This is a genomic window from Nocardioides sp. URHA0032 (genome assembly GCF_000620645.1).
GTDB lineage: Bacteria > Actinomycetota > Actinomycetes > Propionibacteriales > Nocardioidaceae > Nocardioides.
In genome coordinates this window covers 19683-43263 of record NZ_KK211161.1, presented here as the reverse complement: position 1 = coordinate 43263, position 23581 = coordinate 19683, and the positions used below count along the sequence as shown (strand labels likewise).

The 23581-nt window shown below is 71.7% G+C and carries 31 protein-coding genes and 1 tRNA gene; 22 read left to right on the top strand and 10 right to left on the bottom strand.

The features are described 5' to 3' along the window. The first annotated feature begins 36 nt into the window (after positions 1-36). Positions 37-729 (top strand): RDD family protein, encoded by a 693-nt coding sequence (locus N538_RS0121295; RefSeq protein ID WP_028638964.1) that lies wholly within the window; start codon positions 37-39, stop codon positions 727-729. 23 nt (positions 730-752) lie between these two features. Here the strand turns inward: N538_RS0121295 and N538_RS0121290 are convergent, their stop codons facing one another. Beyond that, positions 753-1973: an MFS transporter gene (locus N538_RS0121290; protein WP_028638963.1), complete on the bottom strand. Its 1221-nt coding sequence runs from the start codon at positions 1971-1973 to the stop codon at positions 753-755. Further along, entirely contained in the window at positions 1970-2404 is a 435-nt protein-coding gene (locus N538_RS0121285) for a MarR family winged helix-turn-helix transcriptional regulator (protein ID WP_028638962.1), read from the bottom strand. The genes N538_RS0121290 and N538_RS0121285 overlap by 4 nt, the downstream gene beginning before the upstream one ends. A 54-nt stretch (positions 2405-2458) precedes the next feature. On the opposite strand from N538_RS0121285, the gene N538_RS0121280 reads away from it, so the two are divergent. Continuing rightward, a complete protein-coding gene (locus N538_RS0121280; protein ID WP_028638961.1) occupies positions 2459-2989 on the top strand; it encodes a DUF1697 domain-containing protein in 531 nt (176 codons plus the stop codon). A gap of 57 nt (positions 2990-3046) precedes the next feature. Here N538_RS0121280 and N538_RS0121275 read toward each other — a convergent pair whose 3' ends face one another. The 3 genes from N538_RS0121275 to N538_RS0121265 are packed head-to-tail and all read right to left on the bottom strand — an operon-like array spanning position 3047 to position 5683. Further along, entirely contained in the window at positions 3047-3817 is a 771-nt protein-coding gene (locus N538_RS0121275) for an enoyl-CoA hydratase (RefSeq protein WP_028638960.1), read from the bottom strand. Then, positions 3810-4385, bottom strand: a complete 576-nt coding sequence (locus N538_RS0121270; RefSeq protein WP_028638959.1) for an isochorismatase family protein — start codon at positions 4383-4385, stop codon at positions 3810-3812. Before N538_RS0121270 ends, N538_RS0121275 begins: the two co-directional genes overlap by 8 nt. Beyond that, the gene (locus N538_RS0121265; protein WP_028638958.1) at positions 4382-5683 is read right to left on the bottom strand and encodes a nicotinate phosphoribosyltransferase; all 1302 of its coding nucleotides are present in this window, start codon (positions 5681-5683) and stop codon (positions 4382-4384) included. The genes N538_RS0121270 and N538_RS0121265 overlap by 4 nt, the downstream gene beginning before the upstream one ends. Before the next feature lie 26 nt (positions 5684-5709). Between N538_RS0121265 and clpS the strand changes: the two genes are divergently transcribed. Genes clpS through N538_RS0121235 form a run of 6 tightly spaced genes read left to right on the top strand, consistent with a single transcriptional unit; the run spans position 5710 to position 8774 of the window. Further along, a complete protein-coding gene (gene clpS, locus N538_RS0121260) occupies positions 5710-6000 on the top strand; it encodes an ATP-dependent Clp protease adapter ClpS (RefSeq protein ID WP_028638957.1) in 291 nt (96 codons plus the stop codon). Next, on the top strand, positions 5997-6581 hold the full coding sequence (locus tag N538_RS0121255) for a DUF2017 domain-containing protein (RefSeq protein WP_028638956.1): 585 nt from the start codon (positions 5997-5999) through the stop codon (positions 6579-6581). The genes clpS and N538_RS0121255 overlap by 4 nt, the downstream gene beginning before the upstream one ends. A 10-nt stretch (positions 6582-6591) precedes the next feature. Next, a complete protein-coding gene (locus tag N538_RS0121250) occupies positions 6592-7089 on the top strand; it encodes an NUDIX hydrolase (RefSeq protein ID WP_028638955.1) in 498 nt (165 codons plus the stop codon). 9 nt (positions 7090-7098) lie between these two features. Beyond that, on the top strand, positions 7099-7530 hold the full coding sequence (locus N538_RS0121245; protein ID WP_028638954.1) for a Mov34/MPN/PAD-1 family protein: 432 nt from the start codon (positions 7099-7101) through the stop codon (positions 7528-7530). 12 nt (positions 7531-7542) lie between these two features. After that, positions 7543-7821 (top strand): MoaD/ThiS family protein, encoded by a 279-nt coding sequence (locus N538_RS0121240; protein ID WP_028638953.1) that lies wholly within the window; start codon positions 7543-7545, stop codon positions 7819-7821. Positions 7822-7823: 2 nt separating this feature from the next. After that, positions 7824-8774 carry a PLP-dependent cysteine synthase family protein gene (locus N538_RS0121235; RefSeq protein ID WP_028638952.1) on the top strand — a complete coding sequence of 317 codons (951 nt, stop codon included), beginning with the start codon at positions 7824-7826 and terminating at the stop codon, positions 8772-8774. 147 nt (positions 8775-8921) lie between these two features. On the opposite strand, the gene N538_RS0121230 is transcribed toward N538_RS0121235, so the two are convergent. Then, entirely contained in the window at positions 8922-9554 is a 633-nt protein-coding gene (locus tag N538_RS0121230; RefSeq protein ID WP_028638951.1) for a PAS domain-containing protein, read from the bottom strand. A 193-nt stretch (positions 9555-9747) separates the two neighbouring features. Here N538_RS0121230 and murI point away from each other — a divergent pair, with 193 nt between their 5' ends. Further along, complete coding sequence (gene murI / locus N538_RS0121225) at positions 9748-10563, top strand: glutamate racemase (protein ID WP_036571711.1); 816 nt, start codon at positions 9748-9750, stop codon at positions 10561-10563. Next, positions 10560-11327, top strand: coding sequence for an MBL fold metallo-hydrolase (locus N538_RS0121220; protein WP_028638949.1), 768 nt, complete (start codon positions 10560-10562; stop codon positions 11325-11327). Before murI ends, N538_RS0121220 begins: the two co-directional genes overlap by 4 nt. A gap of 79 nt (positions 11328-11406) precedes the next feature. On the opposite strand, the gene N538_RS0121215 is transcribed toward N538_RS0121220, so the two are convergent. Next, positions 11407-12075 carry a response regulator gene (locus tag N538_RS0121215; RefSeq protein ID WP_028638948.1) on the bottom strand — a complete coding sequence of 223 codons (669 nt, stop codon included), beginning with the start codon at positions 12073-12075 and terminating at the stop codon, positions 11407-11409. Positions 12076-12130: 55 nt separating this feature from the next. Continuing rightward, a complete protein-coding gene (locus N538_RS0121210) occupies positions 12131-13285 on the bottom strand; it encodes a sensor histidine kinase (RefSeq protein ID WP_028638947.1) in 1155 nt (384 codons plus the stop codon). Positions 13286-13414: 129 nt separating this feature from the next. On the opposite strand from N538_RS0121210, the gene N538_RS0121205 reads away from it, so the two are divergent. The 5 genes from N538_RS0121205 to rdgB all read left to right on the top strand — a co-directional run bounded on the left by N538_RS0121205 (position 13415) and on the right by rdgB (position 17361). Then, entirely contained in the window at positions 13415-14320 is a 906-nt protein-coding gene (locus tag N538_RS0121205) for an ABC transporter ATP-binding protein (RefSeq protein ID WP_028638946.1), read from the top strand. A gap of 67 nt (positions 14321-14387) precedes the next feature. Beyond that, the gene (locus tag N538_RS0121200; protein ID WP_028638945.1) at positions 14388-15188 is read left to right on the top strand and encodes an ABC transporter permease subunit; all 801 of its coding nucleotides are present in this window, start codon (positions 14388-14390) and stop codon (positions 15186-15188) included. Then, the gene (locus N538_RS0121195) at positions 15188-15970 is read left to right on the top strand and encodes an ABC transporter permease (RefSeq protein ID WP_028638944.1); all 783 of its coding nucleotides are present in this window, start codon (positions 15188-15190) and stop codon (positions 15968-15970) included. Before N538_RS0121200 ends, N538_RS0121195 begins: the two co-directional genes overlap by 1 nt. 52 nt (positions 15971-16022) lie before the next feature. Further along, on the top strand, positions 16023-16745 hold the full coding sequence (rph, locus tag N538_RS0121190) for a ribonuclease PH (RefSeq protein ID WP_028638943.1): 723 nt from the start codon (positions 16023-16025) through the stop codon (positions 16743-16745). A 10-nt stretch (positions 16746-16755) separates the two neighbouring features. Next, positions 16756-17361, top strand: a complete 606-nt coding sequence (gene rdgB / locus N538_RS0121185; RefSeq protein ID WP_028638942.1) for an RdgB/HAM1 family non-canonical purine NTP pyrophosphatase — start codon at positions 16756-16758, stop codon at positions 17359-17361. A gap of 3 nt (positions 17362-17364) precedes the next feature. Here the strand turns inward: rdgB and N538_RS0121180 are convergent. Beyond that, positions 17365-17438 (bottom strand) — tRNA-Leu (locus N538_RS0121180). A gap of 76 nt (positions 17439-17514) precedes the next feature. Continuing rightward, a complete protein-coding gene (gene bcp, locus N538_RS0121175) occupies positions 17515-18009 on the bottom strand; it encodes a thioredoxin-dependent thiol peroxidase (protein WP_036571709.1) in 495 nt (164 codons plus the stop codon). 94 nt (positions 18010-18103) lie between these two features. Between bcp and N538_RS0121170 the strand changes: the two genes are divergently transcribed. The 7 genes from N538_RS0121170 to N538_RS26685 are packed head-to-tail and all read left to right on the top strand — an operon-like array spanning position 18104 to position 23546. Then, positions 18104-18793 (top strand): energy-coupling factor ABC transporter permease, encoded by a 690-nt coding sequence (locus N538_RS0121170; RefSeq protein ID WP_028638940.1) that lies wholly within the window; start codon positions 18104-18106, stop codon positions 18791-18793. Further along, positions 18790-19056: a PDGLE domain-containing protein gene (locus N538_RS29145; RefSeq protein WP_036571708.1), complete on the top strand. Its 267-nt coding sequence runs from the start codon at positions 18790-18792 to the stop codon at positions 19054-19056. Before N538_RS0121170 ends, N538_RS29145 begins: the two co-directional genes overlap by 4 nt. 1 nt (position 19057) lies before the next feature. After that, positions 19058-19726: a cobalt ECF transporter T component CbiQ gene (cbiQ, locus tag N538_RS26690; RefSeq protein ID WP_036571706.1), complete on the top strand. Its 669-nt coding sequence runs from the start codon at positions 19058-19060 to the stop codon at positions 19724-19726. Beyond that, complete coding sequence (locus N538_RS0121155) at positions 19723-20487, top strand: energy-coupling factor ABC transporter ATP-binding protein (RefSeq protein ID WP_028638939.1); 765 nt, start codon at positions 19723-19725, stop codon at positions 20485-20487. The genes cbiQ and N538_RS0121155 overlap by 4 nt, the downstream gene beginning before the upstream one ends. A 55-nt stretch (positions 20488-20542) precedes the next feature. Beyond that, positions 20543-20797: a DUF3618 domain-containing protein gene (locus N538_RS0121150; RefSeq protein WP_028638938.1), complete on the top strand. Its 255-nt coding sequence runs from the start codon at positions 20543-20545 to the stop codon at positions 20795-20797. 2 nt (positions 20798-20799) lie between these two features. Continuing rightward, positions 20800-21123 (top strand): chaperonin, encoded by a 324-nt coding sequence (locus N538_RS0121145; protein WP_028638937.1) that lies wholly within the window; start codon positions 20800-20802, stop codon positions 21121-21123. A gap of 38 nt (positions 21124-21161) precedes the next feature. Then, positions 21162-23546 (top strand): penicillin acylase family protein, encoded by a 2385-nt coding sequence (locus N538_RS26685; protein WP_051549520.1) that lies wholly within the window; start codon positions 21162-21164, stop codon positions 23544-23546. The last annotated feature ends 35 nt before the right edge of the window (positions 23547-23581 follow it).

Sequence of the window (23581 nt, the reverse complement as noted above, 5' to 3'; positions counted from 1 at the left end):
TTGATGCGCACCCCGGCGGGCGCTAGCGTCTCGGCCGTGACCCAGATCGGACCCGGGTGGTACGCCGATCCCTGGCAGCAGGCGGGCCAGCAGCCCGTGGTGCGGTGGTGGGACGGCGGGCAGTGGACCGGCCACGTCCAGCCGGTCACGGGCGCGCCGGTGCCGGCGGCGCACGCCGGTCCGCCCACCACGCCCGACGGCGTCGAGCTCGCCGGGTGGGGCCGCCGGGTGGCGGCGTACCTCGTGGACGTCGTCATCCTGGTGCCGGTGATGGTCGTCGCGAGCATCCCGTTCTGGGGAGACCTTGCGGGCCCGATCCGCGACTTCTGGGACGAGACGTCCCGCGCGCTCGACGCCGGCACGGAGCCGCCGTCCTCGTGGGACCTGCAGCGCGAGCTGGCCTCGACGATGATCGTGATCGGGCTGATCAGCTGTGCGATCAACTTCGCCTACCACGTCGGCTTCCTGATGTGGAAGCAGGCGACGCCCGGCAAGCTGGTGCTCGGGATGCGGGTGCGGCGTCGCGACGTGCCCGGCCCGATGCCGCTCGGCACGGTGGTGCTGCGCTGGCTCACGCAGTTCGGCCCGAGCCTGCTCAGCGGCATCACCTACGTCGGGTGGCTGGTCTCGACGTACTCGTTCCTCGACGGCCTGTGGCCGCTCTGGGACGCCAGGCGGCAGGCGCTGCACGACAAGGCGGCCCGCACCAACGTCGTGGTCACCCGCTAGCCGGGTCGGCCAGGATCGCGGTGTCAGGCGAGGTCGCCGACGAGCTCCGCCTCGGCCTCCTCGACCCCGTGTGCCGGCAAGGCGCCCTCGAGGGCCCTGCGGATCGTCGGGGTCCCGGCGGCGATGATCGCCACGCCGACCGCGATCGCGACCGCGCCGAACCAGAACGGCGCGTGCACGCCCTGGTGCTCGAACAGCTTCATCGCGACGAACGGGCCGACCGCGCCGCCGGTGAACCGGACGAACGAGTACGCCGCGGACGCGACCGGGCGCTCGACGGGAGCGGCACCCATGACGGTCTCGGTCACGAGGGTGTTGTTGATGCCGAGCAGCGCGCCGGCGGCGATGATGCCCGCCATGATCGCCGGCTCGTGCTCGGCGTACATCGCCATCAGCGCGAGGTCGAGCGCGAACAGCGCCAGCACGGCGGTCAGCGTGGGCAGCGTGCCGAAGCGCCGCTGCAGCCCCGGGGCGACGACCACGGACGTGACGGCCAGCAGCACGCCCCAGCCGAAGAACGTCCAGCCGATCTGCATGATCCCGTACGTCGGGAGCGCGAACGGGCCGGCGGCCATCAGCGTGAAGAAGCCGAGGTTGTAGCAGATCGCGACCAGCGCGAGCAGCAGCAGCGCGGGGTGGCGCAGCGCGCGGAACGGGTCCGCCAGCGACGTACGCCGTCCCTGGGGCGGGGTCGACGGGAGGAGGAACGCGGTCGCCACGAGGGCGATCGCCATCAGCGTGGAGACGCCGAAGAACGGTGCCCGCCAGGACTGCTCACCGAGCAGCCCACCGAGCAACGGCCCGGAGGCGATGCCGAGGCCGAGCGCCGCCTCGAACAGGATGACCGCCTGGGCGACCGAGCCCTTCGACGCCTGGACGATGGTCGCCAGTGCGGTCGCGACGAACAGTGCGTTGCCCAGTCCCCAGCCGGCGCGGAAGCCGATGACGGCGCCGACCGTGCTCGAGGAGCCGGCCAGGGCCGCGAAGACGATGATCAGCACCAGGCCGGCCAGCAGCGTGCGCTTCGCGCCGATCCGGCTCGACACCACACCTGTCACGAGCATCGCGATGCCCATCACCGCCATGTAGCTGCTGAACAGCAGCGAGACCTGGCTGCCGGTCGCACCGAGCGAGGCCGCGATCTCCTTGAGGATCGGGTCGACCAGGCCGATGCCCATGAAGGCGATGACGCACGCGAAGGCGACGGCCCACACGGCGCGGGGCTGCTTGAGCAGGGAACTCACGAGCTTCCTTTCCGGAGACTGCTGTCGGTCAGGAGGGCCCGGAGCACGGCGACGGCCGTGGCGAGGTCCTCGGGGGTGATGGTGGGGTGGTCGGCGGCGATGGCGGCGATGTGCTCGCCGTACCGGCGCCGGACCCGGGCGAGCTCGGCCAGCCCGGCGGGCGTCGGGGTGATGACCGCGGCGCGGGCGTCGGCCGGGTTCGGCTCCCGGGTGACCAGGCCGTGCTCGACGAGCTGCGCGACCGAGCCGGACATCGTCGGCTGCGAGGAGCGGTCGAGCTCGGCGAGCTGGGTGATGCCCAGCGGCCCGTGCTCGTCGAGCAGCGAGAGCACCCGGGGGACGGCGGGGAGCTCGAGCTCCCGGCGCACGGCGCGGACCAGGCGGGCGGCCTGCACGACCAGGTCGCTGGCGAGGTCGGCTTCGGTGGTCACCCGGACATAATGCATCGGTAACCGATGTAATTCCCAGTCGGGCAGGATGTGGCCATGCCCACGTACGTCGGCTTCCTCCGTGCGATCAACCTCGGGGCGACCCGGAAGTTCCCGAAGGCCGCCATCACGGCCGCCGTCGAGAAGGCCGGGTTCGCCGAGGTGGAGACCTACATCAACACCGGGAACGTCCGGTTCGACACGACCATGCGCTCGCGGGCCCGGATCGAGGACGCGCTGGAGGAGGCGTTCCGCGCCGACCGCGGCTTCGAGGTGCCGACGATCGTGTTCACCCGGGAGGAGCTGCGCGAGATCGCGGCCGACGCCGAGAGGTTCGCGGACGGCCACGAGGGCCGGCACTACGTGTCGCTGCTGAAGAAGGCACCCACCGCGGCGCAGGTGGCGGCGATCGAGAAGGCGTCGTCGGCCGAGGAGGTGGCCCGGGTGGGCGGCCGGGCGGTGCACCTGCTGCTCGGGCCGAACTACCACGAGGCCAGGCTGACGAACGCCGTCGTCGAGAAGCACCTCGGCGTCGCGACCAACCGCAACCTGACCGTCATCCGGGCGCTGGCCGGGAAGTGGTGCTGACCCGCTGACCGCGCGGCCAGCCCTGAGGTCCTCGTCGTACCTGCTGTGCGCCGGGCCTCACTCGCCCCGGAACACCGGCCTGCGCCCGTCGGCGAAGGCGTCGAGCCCCTCGGTGAAGTCACGCGTGGTGAACAGCGCGCGCTGGCCGGAGTGCTCCCGGTCGAGGGCGGCCTCCAGCCCGGACAGCGTCGCGGCGTTGACCGCCTTCTTGATCCCCGCGAGCGCGATCGGCGGACCGGCCGCGAGGCGCCCGGCGAGCCGGGCGACCAGGGCGGGGAGCTCGTCGTCGGGGACGACGTGGGTGACCAGACCGGCGTCGAGGGCGGCCGAGGCCGGCAGCGGCTCGCCGAGCAGCGCCATCCGCATGGTCCGGGCCCGGCCGATCGACGCGGCGACGGTCGCCGAGGAGCCGCCGTCGGTCATCAGCCCGATGCGGGAGAACGGCAGCAGGAACGCCGCCGACTCGGCGGCGACGATGATGTCGGACGCCAGGGCGGCCGAGCAGGCGACACCCGCCGCGACGCCGTTCACGGCGGCCAGGACGGGCAGCGGGCAACCGACGACGGCGCGGATCACCCGGTTGGCGCCGTCCATGGTCTCGACCGGGTGCGCCGGCGCGAGCCGGAGCGCCGCCATGTCGGCGCCGGCGCTGAACGCGGCACCGGTGCCCGTGATGACCACGACCCGCACGTCCTCGCGAGCCCGGACGCCCTCGAGCTCGTCGGCGAGCCGGGCCATCATCGGGCCGGTCACGGCGTTCAGGGCCTCGGGCCGGTCGAACGTCAGCGTCAGGACGCCGTCGGCGACCGACGACAGCAGGTCAGGCAATGGTCACTCCTGCGGCCGCCATCTCCGACACGGCCGCCTCGGACGTCGACGGGTCCACCCCGGCGCACAGCGACAGGAGCAACCGGGTCGGGAAGGAGAGCGCGACGGCGTCGAGGGCGGTCGCCCGGACGCAGTAGTCGGTCGCGATCCCGCAGATGTCGATCGCGTCCACCTCGTGCGCCCGGAGCCAGTCCGCCAACGGCACGCCGTCGATCGATCTCCCCTCGAACCCGGAGTACGCCGCCTGGTGCTCGCCCTTGAGGAAGATCGCGTCGAACGGCTGCGGATCGAGGTTCGGGTGGAAGGCCTCGCCGTCGGTGCCCACCGCGCAGTGCACCGGCCACGAGTCGCGGAAGTCGGGCTCGGACGACCAGTGCGGGCCCGGCGCGACGTGGTGGTCCTTGGTCGCCACGACGTGCGAGTACGCCGGGGCGTCCGGGCCGCCCGTGACCCACGAGTGCAGCAGCGCCCCGATGTCGGCGGCGACCGCCGCGCCGCCCGGGACCGGCAGTGAACCGCCCTCGCAGAAGTCGTTCTGTACGTCCGTCACGAGCAACGCGCGCGTCATGCCTCGACAGTAACCGTCGGGATCACGGGCTCGCCGCGGGACATCTGCTGCGCCGCGACGGGGAGCTCGGCGCGGGCGGCCAGGTGCCGCGCCCGCGCGTCGTCCAGCGACTCGCGCCCCACGATCTCGCCGGACCGCACCAGCGGCACCAGCAGTGACCGGTCGTCGCCGTCGTCGGTCGGCGCCCTGCCGACGCCGATCACCTCGGCCTCGGCCACGCCGTCCGCCGACCGGCGGCGGAGCGCATACTTCCGCCCCCCGACCGAGACCTTGTCGACGCTCCGCTTGGCCACCGACACCATCTCGCCCGAGTCCGACGCCCGGGCGACCAGCTTGTAGACGAACCCGCACGTCGGGTGCCCGCTGCCGGTGACCAGCTGCGTGCCCACGCCGTACCCGTCGACCGGCGCGGCCGCCAGCGCCGCGATCGCGAACTCGTCCAGGTCGCTCGTCACGATGATCCGGGTCGAGGACGCCCCCAGCGAGTCGAGCAGCGCCCGCACCTGCACCGCCTGGACGGCGAGGTCGCCGGAGTCGAGCCGCACCGCCCCGAGTCCCGGGCCGGCGATCTCGACGCCCGCGCGGATGGCCTCCTCGACGTCGTAGGTGTCCACCAGCAGCGTGGTCCCGGCGCCCAGCGACGCCACCTGCGCCCGGAACGCGTCGGTCTCGCTGTCGTGCAGGAGCGTGAAGGAGTGCGCGCTCGTCCCCGCGGTCGGCACGCCGTACCGCTGCCGGGCCGCGAGGTTCGAGCTGGTCGCGAAGCCGGCGACGTACGCCGCCCGCGCGGCGGCGACCGCGGCCTCCTCATGGGTGCGGCGCGAGCCCATCTCGATGCAGGGGCGGTCCCCGGCGACCAGCGTCATCCTCGACGCCGCGGACGCGATCGCCGAGTCGTGGTTGTAGATCGAGAGCAGCACGGTCTCGAGCAGCACCGCCTCCGCGAACGTCGACTCCACGACCAGCAGCGGCGAGTGCGGGAAGTACGCCTCGCCCTCGGGATAGCCCCACACGTCGCCGGAGAAGCGGTACGACGCGAGCCACTCCCGGGTCGGCTCGTCGACGACGTCCTCGAGCACCTCCAGTGTCGCGGCGTCGAACCGGAACGACTCGATGGCGTCCAGGGCCCGACCGACGCCCGCGACCACGCCGTACCGCCGCCCCTCGGGGAGGCGCCGTGGGAAGAGCTCGAACACCGAACGACGGTGGGCCGTGCCGGACCGGAGCGCGGCCTCCAGCATCGTCAGCTCGTAGTGGTCCGTCAGCAGCGCGGTGCTGGGCGAGGTGGAGTTGGACACGGACCTCAGTGTGCCAACATGGAGGCGTGACCGCGCCCGTCGAGGTCGAGCCGACCACCACCTCCGATGAGATCGTCCAGACGGCCAAGCCGTGGGTGACGATCGTGTGGAACGACCCGGTCAACCTGATGTCCTACGTGACCTTCGTGTTCCAGAAGTACTTCGGCTACTCGAAGAAGAAGGCGGAGAAGCTGATGATGGAGGTCCACGAGGACGGCAAGTCCGTGGTCAGCCACGGCAGCCGCGAGGAGATGGAGCGCGACGTGCAGGCGATGCACGAGTACGGCCTCTGGGCGACGATGGACAGGCAGGAATGAGCGCGTTCCAGCGACACCGCCGCAGCAAGCTGATCATCGCGAACTTCACCGGCTTCGAGGCCGACCTGCTGCGCTCGCTGGCCGGCCAGCTCGTCGAGCTCCTGCGCAACGAGGCGGCCGTGCCCCGCGACGACGCGGACCCGTTCGCGGCGATGATGGACTTCTCCGGGCCGACCCAGGAGCCCGAGGACCCGGTGCTCGCCCGGCTGTTCCCGACGGCGTACCCGAACGACGAGGAGGCCGCCGCGGAGTTCCGGCGCTTCACCGAGGGCACGCTCCGGGACGGCAAGGCGAAGGCCGCGATCACGATCATCGACGGGCTCGAGGAGGCCGGGCTGCCCCCCGAGCTGACCGAGGAAGGGCTGATGATCGACGTCGAGCTCGACGAGGCCACGGCCGAGACCTGGCTGCGGTCGTTCACCGACCTGCGCCTGGCGCTGGCCACCCGGCTCGAGATCGAGGAGGACGACGAGGGGTACTGGCACTCGCTCCCGGACGACGACCCGCGCGCCCAGGCCCACGACATCTACGAGTGGGTCGGCTACCTGCAGGAGACGCTGGTCGAGGCGCTGAGCAAGTGAGGGCCAGCTGATGCCGATCCCGCCGTTCATCGCCGACCTCCGGGCCATGGTCGGCACCCACGAGCTGTGGCTCCCCGCCGTGACGGCGGTGGTGCGCCGGGGTGCCCCCGGTGACCCTGGTGACCTGGAGATCCTCCTCACCCTCCGCGCCGACAACGGCGCGTGGGCGCCCGTCACCGGCATCCTCGACCCGGGTGAGGAGCCCGCGATCGGCGCCGCCCGCGAGGCTCTCGAGGAGACCGGGGTCGTCGTCACCGTCGACCGGCTGGCCTCGGTGAGCGCCAGTCCCCAGGTGGTGCACGGCAACGGCGACCTCGGCATCTACCTCGACCTCACCTTCGACTGCAGCTGGGTGAGCGGCGAGGCCCGGGTGAACGACGACGAGAACACCGACGTCCGCTGGTGGCCCGCCGATGCGCTGCCCCCGATGTCGGACTGGCTGCTCGAGCGGATCGAGGACGTCCTCGCAGGTGAGACGGAGACCAGGTTCCGGCGCCCGCCCTCGTAACCTTGGGCCGTGCTGACCATCGACCGCGCGACGTACGACGCCATCGTCGCGCACGCCAGGCGGGACCACCCCGACGAGGCCTGCGGCATCGTCGCCGGCCCGGAGGGCAGCGACCGCCCGGAGCGGTTCGTCGAGATGGTCAACGCGGCCGGCAGCCCGACGTTCTACGAGTTCGACTCCACCGACCTCTTCCAGCTCTACAAGGAGATGGACGAGAACGGCGAGGAGCCGGTGGTGATCTACCACTCCCATACGGCGACCGAGGCCTACCCGAGCCGTACCGACATCGGGCTGGCGATGGAGCCGAACGCCCACTACGTGCTGGTCAGCACCCGTCTGCACGGGAATAACGAGGGCCCGGTGGAGTTCAGGTCGTACAGGATCGTCGACGGCGAGGTGACCGAGGAAGAGGTCACCGTCGTGGACGAGCAGACAGACTGAGGAGTCACACCCATGGCCATCGAGGTCCGGATCCCGACCATCCTGCGCACCTACACCGCCGGCGAGAAGGCGGTCACCGGTGAGGGCGCCAGCCTGAGCGCGCTGATCGACGACCTGGAGGCCAACCACCCCGGGATCAAGGACCGTCTCATCGAGGGCGGTGACCTGCGCCGCTTCGTCAACGTCTACGTCAACGACGAGGACGTCCGGTTCATCGGCGGTCTCGAGGCCGAGCTCAGCGACGGCGACCAGGTCGTGGTGCTGCCGGCCGTCGCCGGTGGCTCCCGGTAGGCATGACCCGCTTCGACAACCTCCTCGCCTCCGTCGGTGGTACGCCGCTGGTGGGGCTGCCGCGGCTGTCCCCGACGCCCGACGTACGCCTGTGGGCCAAGCTCGAGGACCGCAACCCGACGGGCTCGATCAAGGACCGCCCCGCGCTGCGGATGATCGAGGAGGCGGAGAAGGACGGCCGGCTCCGTCCGGGCTGCACGATCCTCGAGCCCACCTCCGGCAACACCGGCATCTCGCTGGCGATGGCCGCGAAGCTCAAGGGCTACCGGATCGTCTGCGTGATGCCGGAGAACACCTCCGAGGAGCGCAGCCAACTGCTGCGCATGTGGGGCGCCGAGATCGTCTCCTCGCCGGCCGCGGGCGGCTCGAACGAGGCGGTCCGGGTCGCGAAGCAGGTCGCGGCCGAGCACCCCGACTGGGTGATGCTCTACCAGTACGGCAACGCCGCGAACGCCCTCGCCCACGAGCAGGGCACCGGCCCCGAGCTGCTCGCCGACCTGCCGTCGATCACGCACTTCGTCGCGGGCCTCGGCACCACCGGCACCCTGATGGGCGTGGGCCGGTTCTTCCGCGCGGCCCGGCCCGAGGTGCGGATCGTCGCGGCCGAGCCGCGGTACGGCGAGCTCGTCTACGGACTGCGCAACCTCGACGAGGGCTTCGTCCCGGAGCTGTACGACGCCTCGCTGATCGACTCCCGCTTCTCGGTCGGGCCGCGCGACGCGGTACGCCGGGTGCGCGAGCTGCTCGAGCTCGAGGGCATCTTCGCCGGCATCTCCACCGGTGCGATCCTGCACGCCGCGCTCGGCCAGGCCGCCAAGGCGGTCCGAGCCGGCGAGCGCGCCGACATCGCGTTCGTGGTCGCCGACGGTGGGTGGAAGTACCTCTCGACGGGCGCCTACGAGGGCACCGTGGACGAGGCGGAGGACCGCCTCGAGGGTCAGCTCTGGGCCTGATCTGGGCCTGGTGTGGGCCTGGTGTGGGCCTGGTGTGACCGTGGGCGGGATCCCCGGTTCGCCGGGTATCACCGCACTCACCGGGCGTTGCAATGCCCGGGAAGCGCAGGAATCCCCGGTTCGCCGGGTATCCCGACGCGCCCCCGGTCAGCCCTGATCCAGCCTGGCGGGCTCGGAGCGCACCAGGTCCTCGTCCGGCTCCATCATCGAGCGGGCGGCTGACAGCGTGGCGTCGAGGTAGGAGCGGCACCCCTCCGCGTCGCCGAGCTCGAGCGCGTACATCGCCGCGGTCACGCCCTGCACGATGTTGTCGTTGATCTCGACGGCCTGCCGGCGACGCAGCTTGACCTCACTCAGCCGCACGGCGGTCGCCTCGCGCTCGCGCTCGGCGAGGTACTGCTCGGTGATGTCGATGCAGGTGCCGCGCATCCGCTCGGGCGCGCCGTCGGGGCCCATGATCACCTGGCCGTTGGAGTGCAGGAACCGCTCCTCACCGTCCGGCCGGGTGATCCGCTCGATCATCTCGTAGGGCTCGCCGGTGGCGTACGCGTGCTGGTGGATCCCCTGGATCCGCTCCCGGTCGTCGGGGTGGATCATCGACAGGAAGCGCTCGTACGTCGCGTTGAACGCCTGCGGCTCGTAGCCGTAGATCCGGAACAGCTGGTCCGACCAGCGGTTCGTGTCGGTCGGGATGTGCCAGTCGTAGTCGCCCATGTTGGCCAGCCGCTGGGCGTTGTCCATCCGCTGCTGCAGGAGCTCCAGCTCCTCCTCGGCCCTCATGCGCCGATTGTGGACCTCTCAGCGGCTCACCGTGAGCGTTTGGGCGGAGTCGAGTCGCGGTCCCAGGACGGCGGTAGCGAGGGCGTGGAACACCGGACCACCTTGACCGGCGTGACCGTCATCTCCCGTGACCTCGGTCGCGTGCCCTGCGGTTCGGGGGCGCGAGGACCTAGCCTTGCGTGCTGTGCACACCATGACGGGCCCGGGGACGGTCGACGCTCCCATCGGCATCTTCGACTCGGGCTTCGGCGGCCTGACCGTCGCGCGGTCCGTCATCGACCAGCTGCCGCACGAGTCGATCGTGTACGTCGGCGACACCGCCCGCCAGCCGTACGGGCCCAAGCCGATCGGCGAGGTCCGGGAGTACGCCCTCGAGTGCCTCGACCACCTGGTCGAGCAGGGCGTCAAGGCGCTGGTCATCGCCTGCAACTCCGCCTCCGCGGCGATGCTCCGCGACGCGCGTGAGCGGTACGACGTCCCGGTGGTCGAGGTGATCCTCCCCGCCACCCGGCGCGCGGTCGCCGCCAGCCGCACGGGCCGGATCGGCGTGATCTGCACCCGGGCCACCGCCGAGTCGCTGGCCTACGACGACGCGTTCGCGGCCGCGCCCCACGTCCAGCTCTCCACCCGCGCCTGCCCGCGCTTCGTCGACTTCGTCGAGGCCGGCATCACCGGCGGCGATGAGCTGATCGGCGTCGCGCACGAGTACCTCGACCCGCTGATCACCGAGGGCGTCGACACCCTGATCCTCGGCTGCACGCACTACCCCCTGCTGACCGGCGTCATCTCCTACGTGATGGGCGACAACGTCACGCTGATCAGCAGCGCCGAGGAGTGCGCGAAGGACGTCTACAAGATGCTCACCCGCACCAGCCTGCTGCGGCCGGGCGGCGACCCGACGTACTCCTTCCTCACGACCGGCTCGCCCGAGGAGTTCGCGACCATCGGGCACCGGTTCCTCGGGCCGGAGCTGGCCGGCGCCCGCCAGTTCGTCGGAGGCCTCGCGTGAGGCTGACCGTCGTGGGCTGCAGCGGCTCCTATCCGGGGCCGCACTCGCCGGCCAGCTGCTACCTCCTCGAGGCCGAGGACCCCCGCGATCCGGCGGGCCGCACCTGGCGGGTGCTGCTCGACCTCGGCAGCGGCGCGCTGGGTGCGCTGCACGTGCACGCCGACCCGCTCGCCGTCGACGCCGTGCTGCTCAGCCACCTGCACGCCGACCACTGCCTGGACCTGTCCGGCTACTACGTGATGCGCAAGTACCACCCGTCCGGCGCTCAGCCGCGCATCCCGGTCTGGGGTCCCGCCGGCACCGCGGACCGGATGGCCCGGGCGTACGACCTGCCCCTGGACCCAGGCATGCACCACGAGTTCGACTTCCGGGAGTGGTCCGGGCCGATCGAGGTCGGGCCGTTCTCGGTCACCCCGGTGCCGATGGCGCACCCGGTCGACGCGTTCGGCCTGCGCGTCTCCGCCGACGGCGTGACCATCGCCTACACGGGCGACACCGGGCCCACCCCGGCGCTCGAGGACCTGGCCCGCGACGCGGACCTGTTCCTCGCCGAGGCGTCGTTCCGCTCGGTCGACACCAACCCGCCCGACCTGCACCTCACCGGCGCCGACGGCGGCCGGGTCGCCCGGCGCGCCGGCGTACGCCGCCTGGTCCTCACCCACGTGCCCCCGTGGTTCGACCCCGCGGACGCCCTCGCCGAGGCCGCCGCCGAGTACGACGGCCCCATCGAGCTCGCCCGGGCCGGCGCCGTCTACGACCTCTGAGCCCGGCCATCTCCCGTCGAGTGACGTGAAATGGTCGTGAATCGGCCCTCCGGGCAGCCAGTTCGCGTCACTCGACGGGTCAGGACAGGCCCGCGTCGTGCACGCAGATCGCGATCTGCACCCGGTTGGTGACGTGCAGCTTGTCGAACAGCCGGGACACGTGCGCCTTCACGGTCGGCACCGAGAGGTAGAGGTCCCGGGCGATCTCGGCGTTGCTGAGGCCCCGACCCACGGCGAGGGCGACGTCCCGCTCGCGCTCGGTGAGCAGCGCCAGCCGCGACTCCGCCTCGGTCGCTCGGGCCGCCGTCGCGCTGGCGTTGTCGTCGGGCTCGTCCCGAAGCCGCCGGATCAGGGTGCGGGTGACGGACGGCGAGAGCATCGGCTCGTCCTCGACGACCTTGCGGATCGCGTCCACGATCTGCGGGGGAGGGGTGTCCTTGAGCAGGAACCCGTCCGCGCCCGACGCGAGCGCCTCGACGACGTGCTCGTCGGCGTCGAACGTGGTCAGCACGATCACCCGCGGCGGGTCCGGGCGGCTGTGCAGCGCTCGGGTCGCCTCGAGGCCGTCCAAGCGCGGCATCCGGATGTCCATCAGCACCACGTCGGGCTCGAGCTCCCGCGCCAGACGGACGCCCTCGTGGCCGTCACCGGCCTCGCCGACGACCTCGATGTCCAGCTCGCCGCCGAGCATCAGCGCCAGCGCCGAGCGCACGAGCGGGTCGTCGTCGACGAGGAGGACGGTCGTCATGCTGGTGCGGGGTCCCTGCGGAAGGCCGTGCCGGGCGGGCACTTCCGTCGGGTGATCATGCGGCCCACGGTATCCACCCGTGCAGCACGAACGTCGACCCGTCGCGGCCGTGGTCGAGGCGACCCCCGCGCAGCTCCGCCCGCTCCGACAGGCCGACGAGCCCCAGCCCGGCGCCGGGCGTGCGGGTCGGGCCGAACCCGACGGGGTTGCGCAGCAGCACGTCGATGCCGTCGTCCGGCGACCCGGTCACCCGCACCGTCAGCAGCGCGCCGGGTGCGTGCTTGCGCACGTTGGTGATGCCCTCCTGGATGATCCGGTAGACCGTCCGGCCCGCCGCCTCCGGCACCGGGTCGTGCACGAGGTCCTCGAACTCGATGCGGACGCCGGACTCCTCCGCCTCGTCGACCAGGCCTGCCAGGTCGGCGTACGTCGGCTGCGGCGTGAGCGTCCGCTCGCCGGTGGTGCCGTCGCGCAGCACGCCGAGCACGCCCCGCAGGTCGGTCAGGGCCTCGTGGGCCTTATCGCGGATCACCTCCGCGCTGGCCCGGACCTCCTCGGGCCGGAGTCCGTCCCGGTACGCGAGCGCGCCCGCGTGCATGGAGATCTGGGAGATGCGGTGCGCGAGCACGTCGTGCATCTCGCGTGCGATGCGGGTCTGCTCCTGGCCGCGTGCCTGCTGGACCCTCAGCTCCTGCTCGGCCTCCGCGCGCTCGGCCCGGTTCCGCAGCGTCCAGATCAGCTCGCGGCGGGAGCCGATGTACATGCCCCAGCCGAGCACCGCAGCGACGGCGATGGCGTTCGCGATCAGGATCAGCCAGATCGGGTCGTCGTCGGGCGAGGTGAGGACGCTGAAGAGCTGCGCCGCGGCGAAGTTCACGGCCCCGACCAGCGCGATCTCCCGCCACCGCCGACGGGTCGCGACCGAGGCCGCGGCGAGCACCGACGGGCCGGCCACCGAGCCGGACACCGCGCCCGCCAGGGCGAGCACCACGGCGACCGTCAGCGGCCAGCGCCTGCGCCAGAACACCAGCACGTACCCGGCCGCGCCGATCGCCAGGTCGAGGACCCACCAGGCGTGCGAGACGTCGGCCTGGTGCTTCCACACCGGCAGCCACGCGACGGCGCTGAGGCACAGCATCACCGCGACGCGCCACAGGTGGCTCCACAGCCGCAACGGCGGCTGGTACTCGCACGGGTCCGGACGCTCCACGTCGCTCAGGCTAGGACGACGTACGCCGTCGCGCAGGCGCCCGGGGTCGCCACCGCCCCCTACTTTGGTCAGCGCCGCCCATCCGCGAGTCCGATGCGCGGACCGTCGCACGTCGGGCAAGGTGGATCCATGATCGAAGTCGTTGGACTCACCAGGAAGTACGGTTCGTTCACCGCCGTGGACGACGTGAGCTTCGTCTGCCAGCCGGGGCGGGTGACCGGCTTCCTCGGGCCGAACGGGGCCGGCAAGACCACCACGATGCGCGTCATGGTCGGGCTGACGCCGGCGACCGCCGGCCGCGTCACCATCGGCGGGCACGTCTACCAGGACATCCCGAACCCCGGCCGCCACGTCGGCGTCCTGCTGGACGCCTCGGCGCAGCACGCGGGCCGCACCGGCCGCGAGATCCTCGAGATCGGCGCGCGCACCATGGGGCTTCCGGACTCGCGCATCGACGAGATGATCGAGCTGGTCTCGCTGACGCCCCAGGAGGCGAAGCGCCGGCTCCGCAACTACTCCCTCGGCATGAAGCAGCGACTCGGCATCGCGCACGCCCTGCTGGGCGACCCGTCCGTGCTGATCCTCGACGAGCCCGCCAACGGCCTCGACCCCGCCGGCATCCGCTGGATGCGCGGCCTCCTCCGGGGGTACGCCGAGCGCGGCGGGACCGTGCTGCTCAGCAGCCACCTCCTGCACGAGGTCGAGCAGATCGCCGACGAGATGATCCTGATCGGCAACGGCCGGATCGTCGCCCAGGGCGACAAGAAGACGCTGCTCGCCGGCGCCGCGAAGGGCATCGCGACCACGTTCGTCACCGCGCTCGACAACCCGGCGCTCGCCGCCGCGCTGAGCGCCAAGGGCATCACCGTGGCCAGCGCCGGGGACGGACTGCGGGTCGAGGCCGAGGCGGTCGAGGTCGGCCGCACCGCCCTCGAGGCGACCGTCGTGCTCACCGACCTGCGCAGCGCCGACGGCGGCCTCGAGGACCTGTTCCTCGAGCTCACCGCCGACACCCAGCGGGAGACCGTCGTATGAACACCCCACGAAACTGCGGGCTTCCCCCGCTCCGCTCCTCCAGCCCGCACTTCCGAGGGGACCCCGCATGAGCACCGTGACCGTTCCCACGATGGACATCTCCGGCACCGCGCCGACGCCGTTCCTGCGCCTGGTCCGGGTCGAGGCCCGCAAGGCCTACGACACCCGCGCCGGCTTCTGGCTGCTGGTCTCGACCGCGCTGCTCTGCGCGATCGTGATGGTCATCCAGATGGCGATCGGCGTCAGCCAGGACGACGTGTTCCTCTCCTACAACAGCTTCCTGACGTCGACGAACTTCTCGATCGCGATCCTGCTGCCGGTGATCGGGATCATGCTCCTCACCAGCGAGTGGAGCCAGCGCACCGCGATGGTGTCGTTCTCCCTCGAGCCGAGGCGCCCCAGGGTCATCGTCGCCAAGCTCGTCGTCGGCCTCGTCCTGGCCGTGATCGCGGTCGTGATCGCGCTGCTGCTCGCCACGATCTGCAACGCGCTCTACAGCGTGCTCTCCGACGACCCGACCGTCTGGAACGCGAGCGTCGCACACACCGCAGGCTTCCTGCTGCTCCAGGTGGTCGGCATGCTGACCGGCTTCGCGTTCGCGGCGCTGCTGCTCAACACCCCGGCCGCGATCGTCATCTACATGGTCTACTCGTTCGTCCTGCCGGGGCTCTTCGAGCTCGGCGCGCAGCTGATGGACTGGTTCGACAAGATCCGTCCCTGGATCGACTTCAACTACGCCCAGGGCCCGCTCGTCGACGCGACCATGACCGGCAAGGACTGGGCCTACTTCGCGACCTCCGGCTTCATCTGGCTGGTGGTCCCGCTGGTGATCGGGTTCTCCCGGGTGCTGCGTGCCGAGGTGAAGTGATGACCGCGGTCCTGGACCTCTCGAGCACCCCGAGCACGCCGTTCCACCGCCTGGTCAGGGTGGAGCTGCGGAAGTCGTACGACACCCGGGCAGGCTTCTGGCTGCTCGCGGTGATCGCGCTCCTGGTGCTGGCGACCGAGGTCGTCGTCCTCGCAGTGACGACGGTGCAGAACGACGCGATCGCGTTCGGTGACTTCATCGGCGCCGCGGCGTTCATGACCTCGTTCCTCCTGCCCGTGCTCGGGATCATGGTGCTCACCAGCGAGTGGAGCCAGCGCACCGCGATGGTGACGTTCGCGCTCGAGCCGCGCCGGCCGCGGGTGATCGCGGCGAAGGCGGTGGTCGGCGTGGTGCTGACCCTCGTCACGGTCGTGGTCTCGATCGCGATCGGTCTGGTCTGCACCGTGCTCTACGACCTGATCGAGGGCCACGCGGACTGGACGTTCGGCTGGTCCGGGTTCTTCGGGTTCCTGATCACGCAGACGTTCGCGATGCTCGGCGGCTTCGCGCTCGCCGCGCTCCTCCTCAACACACCTGCGGCGATCGTCGTGTTCTTCGTCTACAAGTGGGTGCTGCCGGGCCTGTTCGCGATCGGGGCCGCGCTGATGGGCTGGTTCGAGACGATCCAGCCCTGGATCGACTTCCAGTCCGCGCAGAACCCGCTCTACGACATGTCGTTGAGTGGCGACGACTGGGCGCACCTCGTCGTCTCCGGCTTCATCTGGCTGGTCCTGCCGCTCGCGGTCGGCATCTGGCGGGTGCTCCGCGCCGAGGTGAAGTAGGGGCCTCCACCCGGGCGCCGGCGGTGTCCCGGGGCCGCACTAGGGTCGACCCATGACTGCACGCGAGGACGGCCGCGCCGACGACGAGCTCCGGCCCATCACGATCACCCGCGGCTGGCTCGACCACGCGGCCGGCTCGGTGCTCGTCGAGTTCGGCCGCACCCGGGTGCTGTGCGCCGCCTCGGCCTCCGAGGGCGTCCCGCGCTGGCGCAAGGGCTCCGGCCTGGGCTGGGTCACCGCGGAGTACGCCATGCTCCCGGCCTCGACCAACACCCGCTCCGACCGGGAGTCGGTGAAGGGGCGGATCGGCGGCCGCACCCACGAGATCAGCCGCCTGATCGGCCGGTCGCTGCGGGCGGTCATCGACTACAAGGCGCTGGGGGAGAACACCATCCAGCTCGACTGCGACGTGCTCCAGGCCGACGGCGGCACCCGCACGGCCGCGATCACCGGGGCGTACGTCGCCCTCGCGGACGCTGTCGCCCACCTCCGCTCGACCGGCGCGCTGACCGGCGAGCCGCTCACCGGGTCGGTCGCCGCCGTCAGCGTCGGGATCATCGACGGCGTACCCCGTCTCGACCTGCCGTACGTCGAGGACGTCCGCGCCGAGACCGACATGAACGTCGTGATGACCGGCGACGGCAGGTTCGTCGAGGTGCAGGGCACCGCCGAGGGTGCGGCGTTCGACCGCGCCGAGCTCGACGCGCTGCTCGCGCTGGCCGAGAAGGGCTGCGCCGACCTGACCCGCCTCCAGCAGGAGGCGCTGGGTTCATGAGGGGGCAGCGGTGAAGGTCTTCCTCGCCTCGCGCAACGCCAAGAAGATCGAGGAGATGCAGCGGATCCTCCGCGAGCACCTCCCCAAGATCGAGGTGCTGGGCCTCGACGACGTCGAGCCGTACGACGAGCCCGTCGAGGACCGGGCGACGTTCGAGGGCAACGCGCTCGTCAAGGCCCACGCCGGCCTGGCCGCGACCGGGCTGCCGTCGCTCGCCGACGACAGCGGCATCTGCGTCGACGCGCTGAACGGGATGCCCGGCGTGCTCTCCGCCCGCTGGTCGGGGCCGCCCAAGTCAGATGCTCGCAACAACCAGCTGCTGCTCGACCAGCTCGCCGACGTACCGGACGAGCGGCGCGGTGCCCACTTCCAGTGCGCCGTCGCGTTCTGCCATCCCGGCGGCGAGGAGCTGACCAGCGGCGTGATGCCCGGCCACGTCATCCGGGAGTGCCGGGGGAGCGGGGGGTTCGGCTACGACGTGCTCTTCGTCGCCGAGGACCGGCCGGGTCGGACGACCGCCGAGCTGTCCGTCGAGGACAAGGACGCGGTCTCGCACCGCGGCTGGGCGCTGCGCCGGATGGCGCCGATCGTCGCCCGGATCCTCGGCGACGCCTGAGGGTGCGCCCGGAGAGACTCGAACTCTCACTGGCCAGGACCTAAACCTGGTGCCTCTGCCAATTGGGCTACGGGCGCGCGGGAGCAGTGTCCCAGACGGGTCGTCCGCCTGAGGGTGGCGTATATCCGCGCCAGAGGCGGACGACCCGGAGCGTCAGCGCGGCTCCTCGTCGGCGTTGTTGAGCTTCAGGTCCTTGCGCAGCTTGGCGACGTGGCCGGTGGCCTTGACGTTGTACTGCGCGAGGAAGACCTTGCCGTCCTCGTCGACGACGACGGTCGAGCGGATCACGCCCTCGACGACCTTGCCGTAGAGCTTCTTCTCGCCGTACGCGCCGTACTCCCGCAGCACCGTCTTGTCCGGGTCGGAGAGCAGCGTGATCGTGAGCGCGTCGCGCGAGCGGAACTTGGCGAGCTTCTCGGGCCGGTCCGGGGAGATGCCGAGCACCTCGTAGCCCTCCGCCTTGAACGAGTCGAGCGTGTCGGTGAAGTCGCACGCCTGCTTGGTGCAGCCCGGGGTCATCGCGGCGGGGTAGAAGTAGACGATCACCTTGCGTCCCAGGAAGTCGCTGAGCGCGACGTCCTTCCCGGTGTCGTCGAGCAGGGTGAACTCGGGGGCGGTGTCACCGGGGGAGAGGCGGTCGTTGCTCACGAGCAGTACTCCTTGTCGCAAACGATGTGCAATAGCATAGGATCGGCACGAATGGATCGGCCGAGCCCAACCTAGCCGCTCGCCAGGAGGCACGATGCACGTCCCCGACGGGTTCCTCGATGCGCCGACCTCGGTCGCGACGGGAGCGGCGGCGGTCGCGTGCGTCGGCGTCTCGCTGGTCCGGGCCCGCCGGGAGCTCGACGACCGGACGGCGCCGATGGCGGGCCTGGTCGCGGCGTTCATCTTCGCGGTCCAGATGCTCAACTTCCCGGTCGCGTCCGGCACCAGCGGGCACCTCCTCGGCGGCGCGCTCGCGGCGGTCCTGGTCGGGCCGTGGACGGCGGTGCTCTGCACCAGCGTCGTGTTCGTCGTCCAGTGCCTGCTGTTCGCCGACGGGGGCATCACCGCGCTCGGGACCAACATCATGCTGATGGGCGTCACCACCGTCGTCGTCGGCTGGCTGGTCTTCCGGCTGCTGCAGGCGGTCCTGCCCAAGCGCCTGGGGGTCGTCCCGGTCGCGGCCGGCGTGGGCGCCTTCGTCTCGGTGCCGGTGGCCGCGACGATGTTCGTCGTCATGTACGCGGTCGGCGGTACGGCGGACATCCCGCTGGACCATCTCGCGACCGCGATGGTCGGCGTGCACACGCTGATCGGCGTCGGCGAGGGCGTCATCACGTTCCTGGCCGTGGGCGCGATCATCGCCGTCCGCCCGGACCTCGTGCACGGCGCCCGCCGGGTGCTCGCCAGCAGGGAGCTGGAGATCAGGCCGAAGGCGGTCGCGTGAGGACCCGCTGGCTCGTCCTCGGCGTCCTCACCGTCGCGCTCGTCCTGGCCGGCGTGGCGAGCCGGTTCGCGGACCACGACCCCGACGGCCTGACGAAGGTCTCCCAGGACCACGGGTTCGCGCACACCGGCCAGACGCACGGCGCCGTCTTCGGCGGGTACGGCAGCGTGACCGGGATCCTCGGCGTCGTCCTCGTGCTGGCCCTGGCCGGCGGGATCACGTACGCCGTGCGCCGGCGCCGGTCCCAGGACGACCAGTCCTGAGATGGGCGCGGGACACGGCCACAAGCTGCACTTCCACGGCCACTCGGCCGTGCACCGGGCGCCGGCGCACCTGAAGATCCTGGCCCTGCTGGCGTTCATGATCGTGGTCGTCGCGACGCCCCGGGGCTGGTACCCGCTCTTCGGGGCGTACGTCGTCGCGATCGCGGCGGTCATCGCGGTCAGCAGGGTGCCACCCGGCTACATCCTCAAGCGGTCGGTCGTCGAGGTGCCGTTCCTGTTCTTCGCCGTGCTGCTGCCGTTCGTGGCCACCGGACCGCAGACCGAAGTCCTCGGCGTCACGGTCAGCCAGCACGGCCTGACGGCCGGCGTCGCGCTGCTGGTCAAGGGGACCCTGGGCGTCCTCGCCAGCCTCACCCTCGCCGCGACCACCGAGCCGCAGGACGTGCTCGCCGGGCTGGAGCGGCTCCGGCTGCCGGCCCAGCTCGTGCAGATCATGTCGTTCATGGTCCGGTACCTCGACGTCGTCACCGGCGAGATGCAGCGGATGCGGATCGCCCGCGAGTCGCGCGGCTTCAGCGCCCGCAACCCCCGGCACTGGCCGGTCCTCGCGCGCTCCGCCGGCGCGCTGTTCATCCGCTCCTACGAGCGCGGCGAGCGCGTGCACTTGGCGATGCTGTCGCGCGGCTACACCGGGAAGATGCCCCGATGAGCACCCCCGTCCTCGACGTCCAGGGACTCGCCTACGCCTATCCCGACGGCCACCAGGCGCTGTTCGGCGTGGACCTGCACGTCCACCGCGGGGAGCGGGTGGCGCTGCTCGGGCCGAACGGTGCCGGCAAGACCACGCTCGTCCTCCACCTCAACGGGATCCTCTCGGCCGGGTCCGGGGGGCACGGCGCGGGCACCGTCGCGGTCAGCGGGCTGCCGGTCGAGAAGGCGAACCTCAGCGAGATCCGGCGCCGGGTGGGCGTGGTGTTCCAGGACCCCGACGACCAGCTGTTCATGGGCACCGTCCGCGCCGACGTCGCCTTCGGCCCCGCCAACCTCGGGCTCCGGGGCGAGGAGCTGGACCGCCGGGTGATGGGGGCGCTCGACCAGGTCGGCATGGCGGAGTACGTCGACCGCCCTCCGCACCACCTCTCCTTCGGCCAGCGCAGGCGGGTCGCGGTCGCAACCGTGCTGGCGATGGAGCCGGAGATCCTGGTGCTCGACGAGCCGTCCTCGAACCTCGACCCCGCCTCCCGCCGGGAGCTCGCCGACATCCTGCGCTCGCTGGACGTGACCGTGCTGATGGTGACCCACGACCTGCCGTATGCCCTCGAGCTGTGCCCTCGCGCGGTCGTGCTCAGCGGCGGCAGCGTCGTGGCCGACGGGTCGACGTACGACGTGCTCACCGACGACGTGCTGATGAAGGAGCACCGGCTCGAGCTGCCCTTCGGCTTCGACCCCACGGCACTGCCCCGACGCTGACGGGGGTACGCGGGCGTTGATAGCCTCCATCCGACGTCGAGAACGAGGAGCAACCGTGGGCGAGGACCAGCAGCTGTCCGCTCTGGAGCGCGAGATCGAGGAGACCCGGGAGAACCTGGCGACCACGATCGACCAACTCATCTACCGGGTGCACCCGAAGACCATCGCGACCCGCGAGGTCAACAGCATCAAGGCGCACTACGTCGATGCGCAGACCGGCCAGCCGCGCACCGACAACATCCTCAAGACCGTCGGGATCGTCGTGGGCGTGGTCGGCTTCTTCGTCGTGGTCCGCAAGGTCGTCGGCTGACCGTGGGTGACAAGACCCCCATCAAGATGCTCCACGACCGCATCCTGGTCGAGGTCGACAAGGAGTCCGGCGAGCGCCGGTCGTCGGGCGGCATCGTGATCCCGGCGACGGCCGCGATGGGCGCCCGGCGGCTCGTCTGGTCCACGGTGGTCGCCGTCGGCCCGCACGCCCGCGCGGTCGAGGCCGGCGACAAGGTGCTCTTCGAGCCCGAGGACAAGGCCGAGGTCGAGGTCGCCGGAGAGCTGTACGTCGTGATGCGCGAGCGCGACATCCACGCCGTCGCCGCCGAGCGGATCGGCGACTCCGCCACCGGTCTCTACCTCTGAGCTCGTAACTCGCGAGTAACCACGCCCGTTGAGCGGGCATGCTCAGACGCCTGACCGCCGCCGCCGCGGTGACCGCTCTCGTCCCGCTGACCGCGGTCGCGCTGCCCGGCGGCGCCGATGCCCGCGCCCCCCACCACGACCGGTACCACGCGTCGATCGCGATCACCGCGCACGGCATCCCGCACATCACCGCCGACGACTTCGGCTCGCTCGGGTTCGGCAGCGGGTACGCCGCCACCGAGGACGCCGTGTGCACGCTGGCCGACACCCTCATCACCGCGCGCGGCGAGCGGTCGCGGTGGTTCGGCCCGGACAAGCGCTACAACGACCAGGTCACCCTGGACGCCTCGAACCTCCAGGTCGACGCCTTCGTCGCCGACCTGCACCAGCGGCACGTGGTCGAGAAGCTCCTGAAGGACCCGCTGCGCGGTCCGGGCGGGCAGGCGCGCGCGATGGTGCGCGGCTACGTCGCCGGCGCCAACGAGTGGCTGCGGACGAACGAGGTCACCGACCCGGCGTGCGCCGGGGCGCCGTACCTGAAGCCGGACGTGACGACGCTCGACCTCTGGTACGGCGTCTACCTCGCCAACCTGCTCGCCTCCGCAGGGGTGTTCGTGAAGGAGATCGTCGACGCGGCGCCGCCCAGCGCCGACGACCCCGGTCTGCCCGAGCTGCCCGTCAAGGCGTCGCAGGTCGACCGGGAGGCGCTGCTCAAGGCGCTGGGCCGCGACCCCGAGTCGCCGTTCGGCTCCAACGCCACCGCCGTCGGCGGCGCCGCCTCGACCACCGGCAAGGGCATGCTGCTCGGCAACCCGCACTTCCCCTGGCGCGGCCGCTACCACTTCACCCAGCAGCACCTGACGATCCCGGGGAAGTACGACGTGGCCGGCGCGTCCCTCATCGGCTCGCCGGTGGTCAACATCGGCTGGAACAAGGACGTCGCCTGGAGCCACACCGTGTCCACGGCGTACCGCTTCACGCCCTACGAGTACAGGACGCCCGGACCCGGCACCACGTACCTGACCGACGCCGGTCCGCAGGAGCTGGTGCACGACACCGTGAAGGTCCGGCTGCCGCACGGGAAGACGGCGACCGAGGACCTGTACCGCACGCCCGAGGGGTACGTCGTGGACTCGCCCGCGACCCTGATGCCGTGGGGGCCCGCGAGCGTGTGGGCGATCCGCGACGCGAACGGTGAGCAGCTGCGCACCATCGACACGTTCCTCGACATGGGGAAGGCGACCGACGTGCGCGACCTGCTGCGCCGCCAGGACGCCGGCGCCGGGATGCCGTGGGTGAACACCACCGCGGCCGACCGGCACGGCGACGTCCTGTACGCCGACCACTCCGTCGTCCCCAACGTGCCCGACGACCTGGTGCAGCAGTGCCTGACACCCACCGGGATCGTGCTCCAGCAGGTGGCCGGGCTGCCCGGCCTCGACGGCACGTTCGCCGACTCGACCTGCGCGTGGCGCACCGACGAGGATGCGGAGCGGCCCGGCATCTTCGGTCCGGCGAACCTGCCCATGGAGATCCGCCGCGACTGGGTGATGAACGCCAACGACTCCTACTGGCTGCCGAACCCGGAGCAGCCGCTGGAGGGGTACGCCGGGATCATCGGGTGCGAGCGCTGCGTCCGCACCATGCGCACCCGGATGGTGTCGCACTACGTCATCGACCGGCTGGCGGCGGGCCACCAGGAGTCGCCCCGCAGCCTGCGCGGGCACGAGCACGAGAACCGCGTGATGGCCGCCGAGGTGATGCGCGCGGGAGGCGCGCTGGACCAGGTGTGCCAGGCGACGGGGGAGACCGAGGCCTGCCAGGTGCTGCACGACTGGGACGGCCACTCGAACACCGACTCGGTGGGCACCCACATCTTCGAGGAGTTCATCAGCCGGCTGCCCACCCCCACGCTCGGTGCGGTCGACCCGGTGTGGCTGACCCAGTTCGACCCGGGCGACCCGCTGAACACCCCGCGCGACCTGAACGTCGCGAACCCGCAGGTGGTCCAGGCGATGTCCGACGCGATCGCGTCGCTGCGCGACCGCGGCATCCCGTTCGACGCGACGTGGGGCTCGCTCCAGGTCGCCGGCGACCGCGGGGCGCCGCCGATCCCACTCGGCGGCGGCACCGGCGACGCCGCCGGCAACGCGAACGCCCTGGCAGCGCGGTGGGTCCGCGACAACAGGGACCACTACCGGCCGATCACCTACGGCTCGTCGCACATCCAGGCGATCTCGTTCCTGCCCGGTGGCCGCGTCGACGCCCGCACGATCCTCACCTACGGCCAGTCCGAGAACCCGCGCTCGCCGTACTCGGCCGACCAGACCCGGATGTTCTCGAAGAAGAAGTGGGTGCGGTTCGCGTGGACCGACGCGCAGATCGCGCACGACCTGGTCCGGCGGTTCACGATCAGCGGCTGACCCCCAGGTGTGCTGCGGCCGGCGCGTCCCCCCGG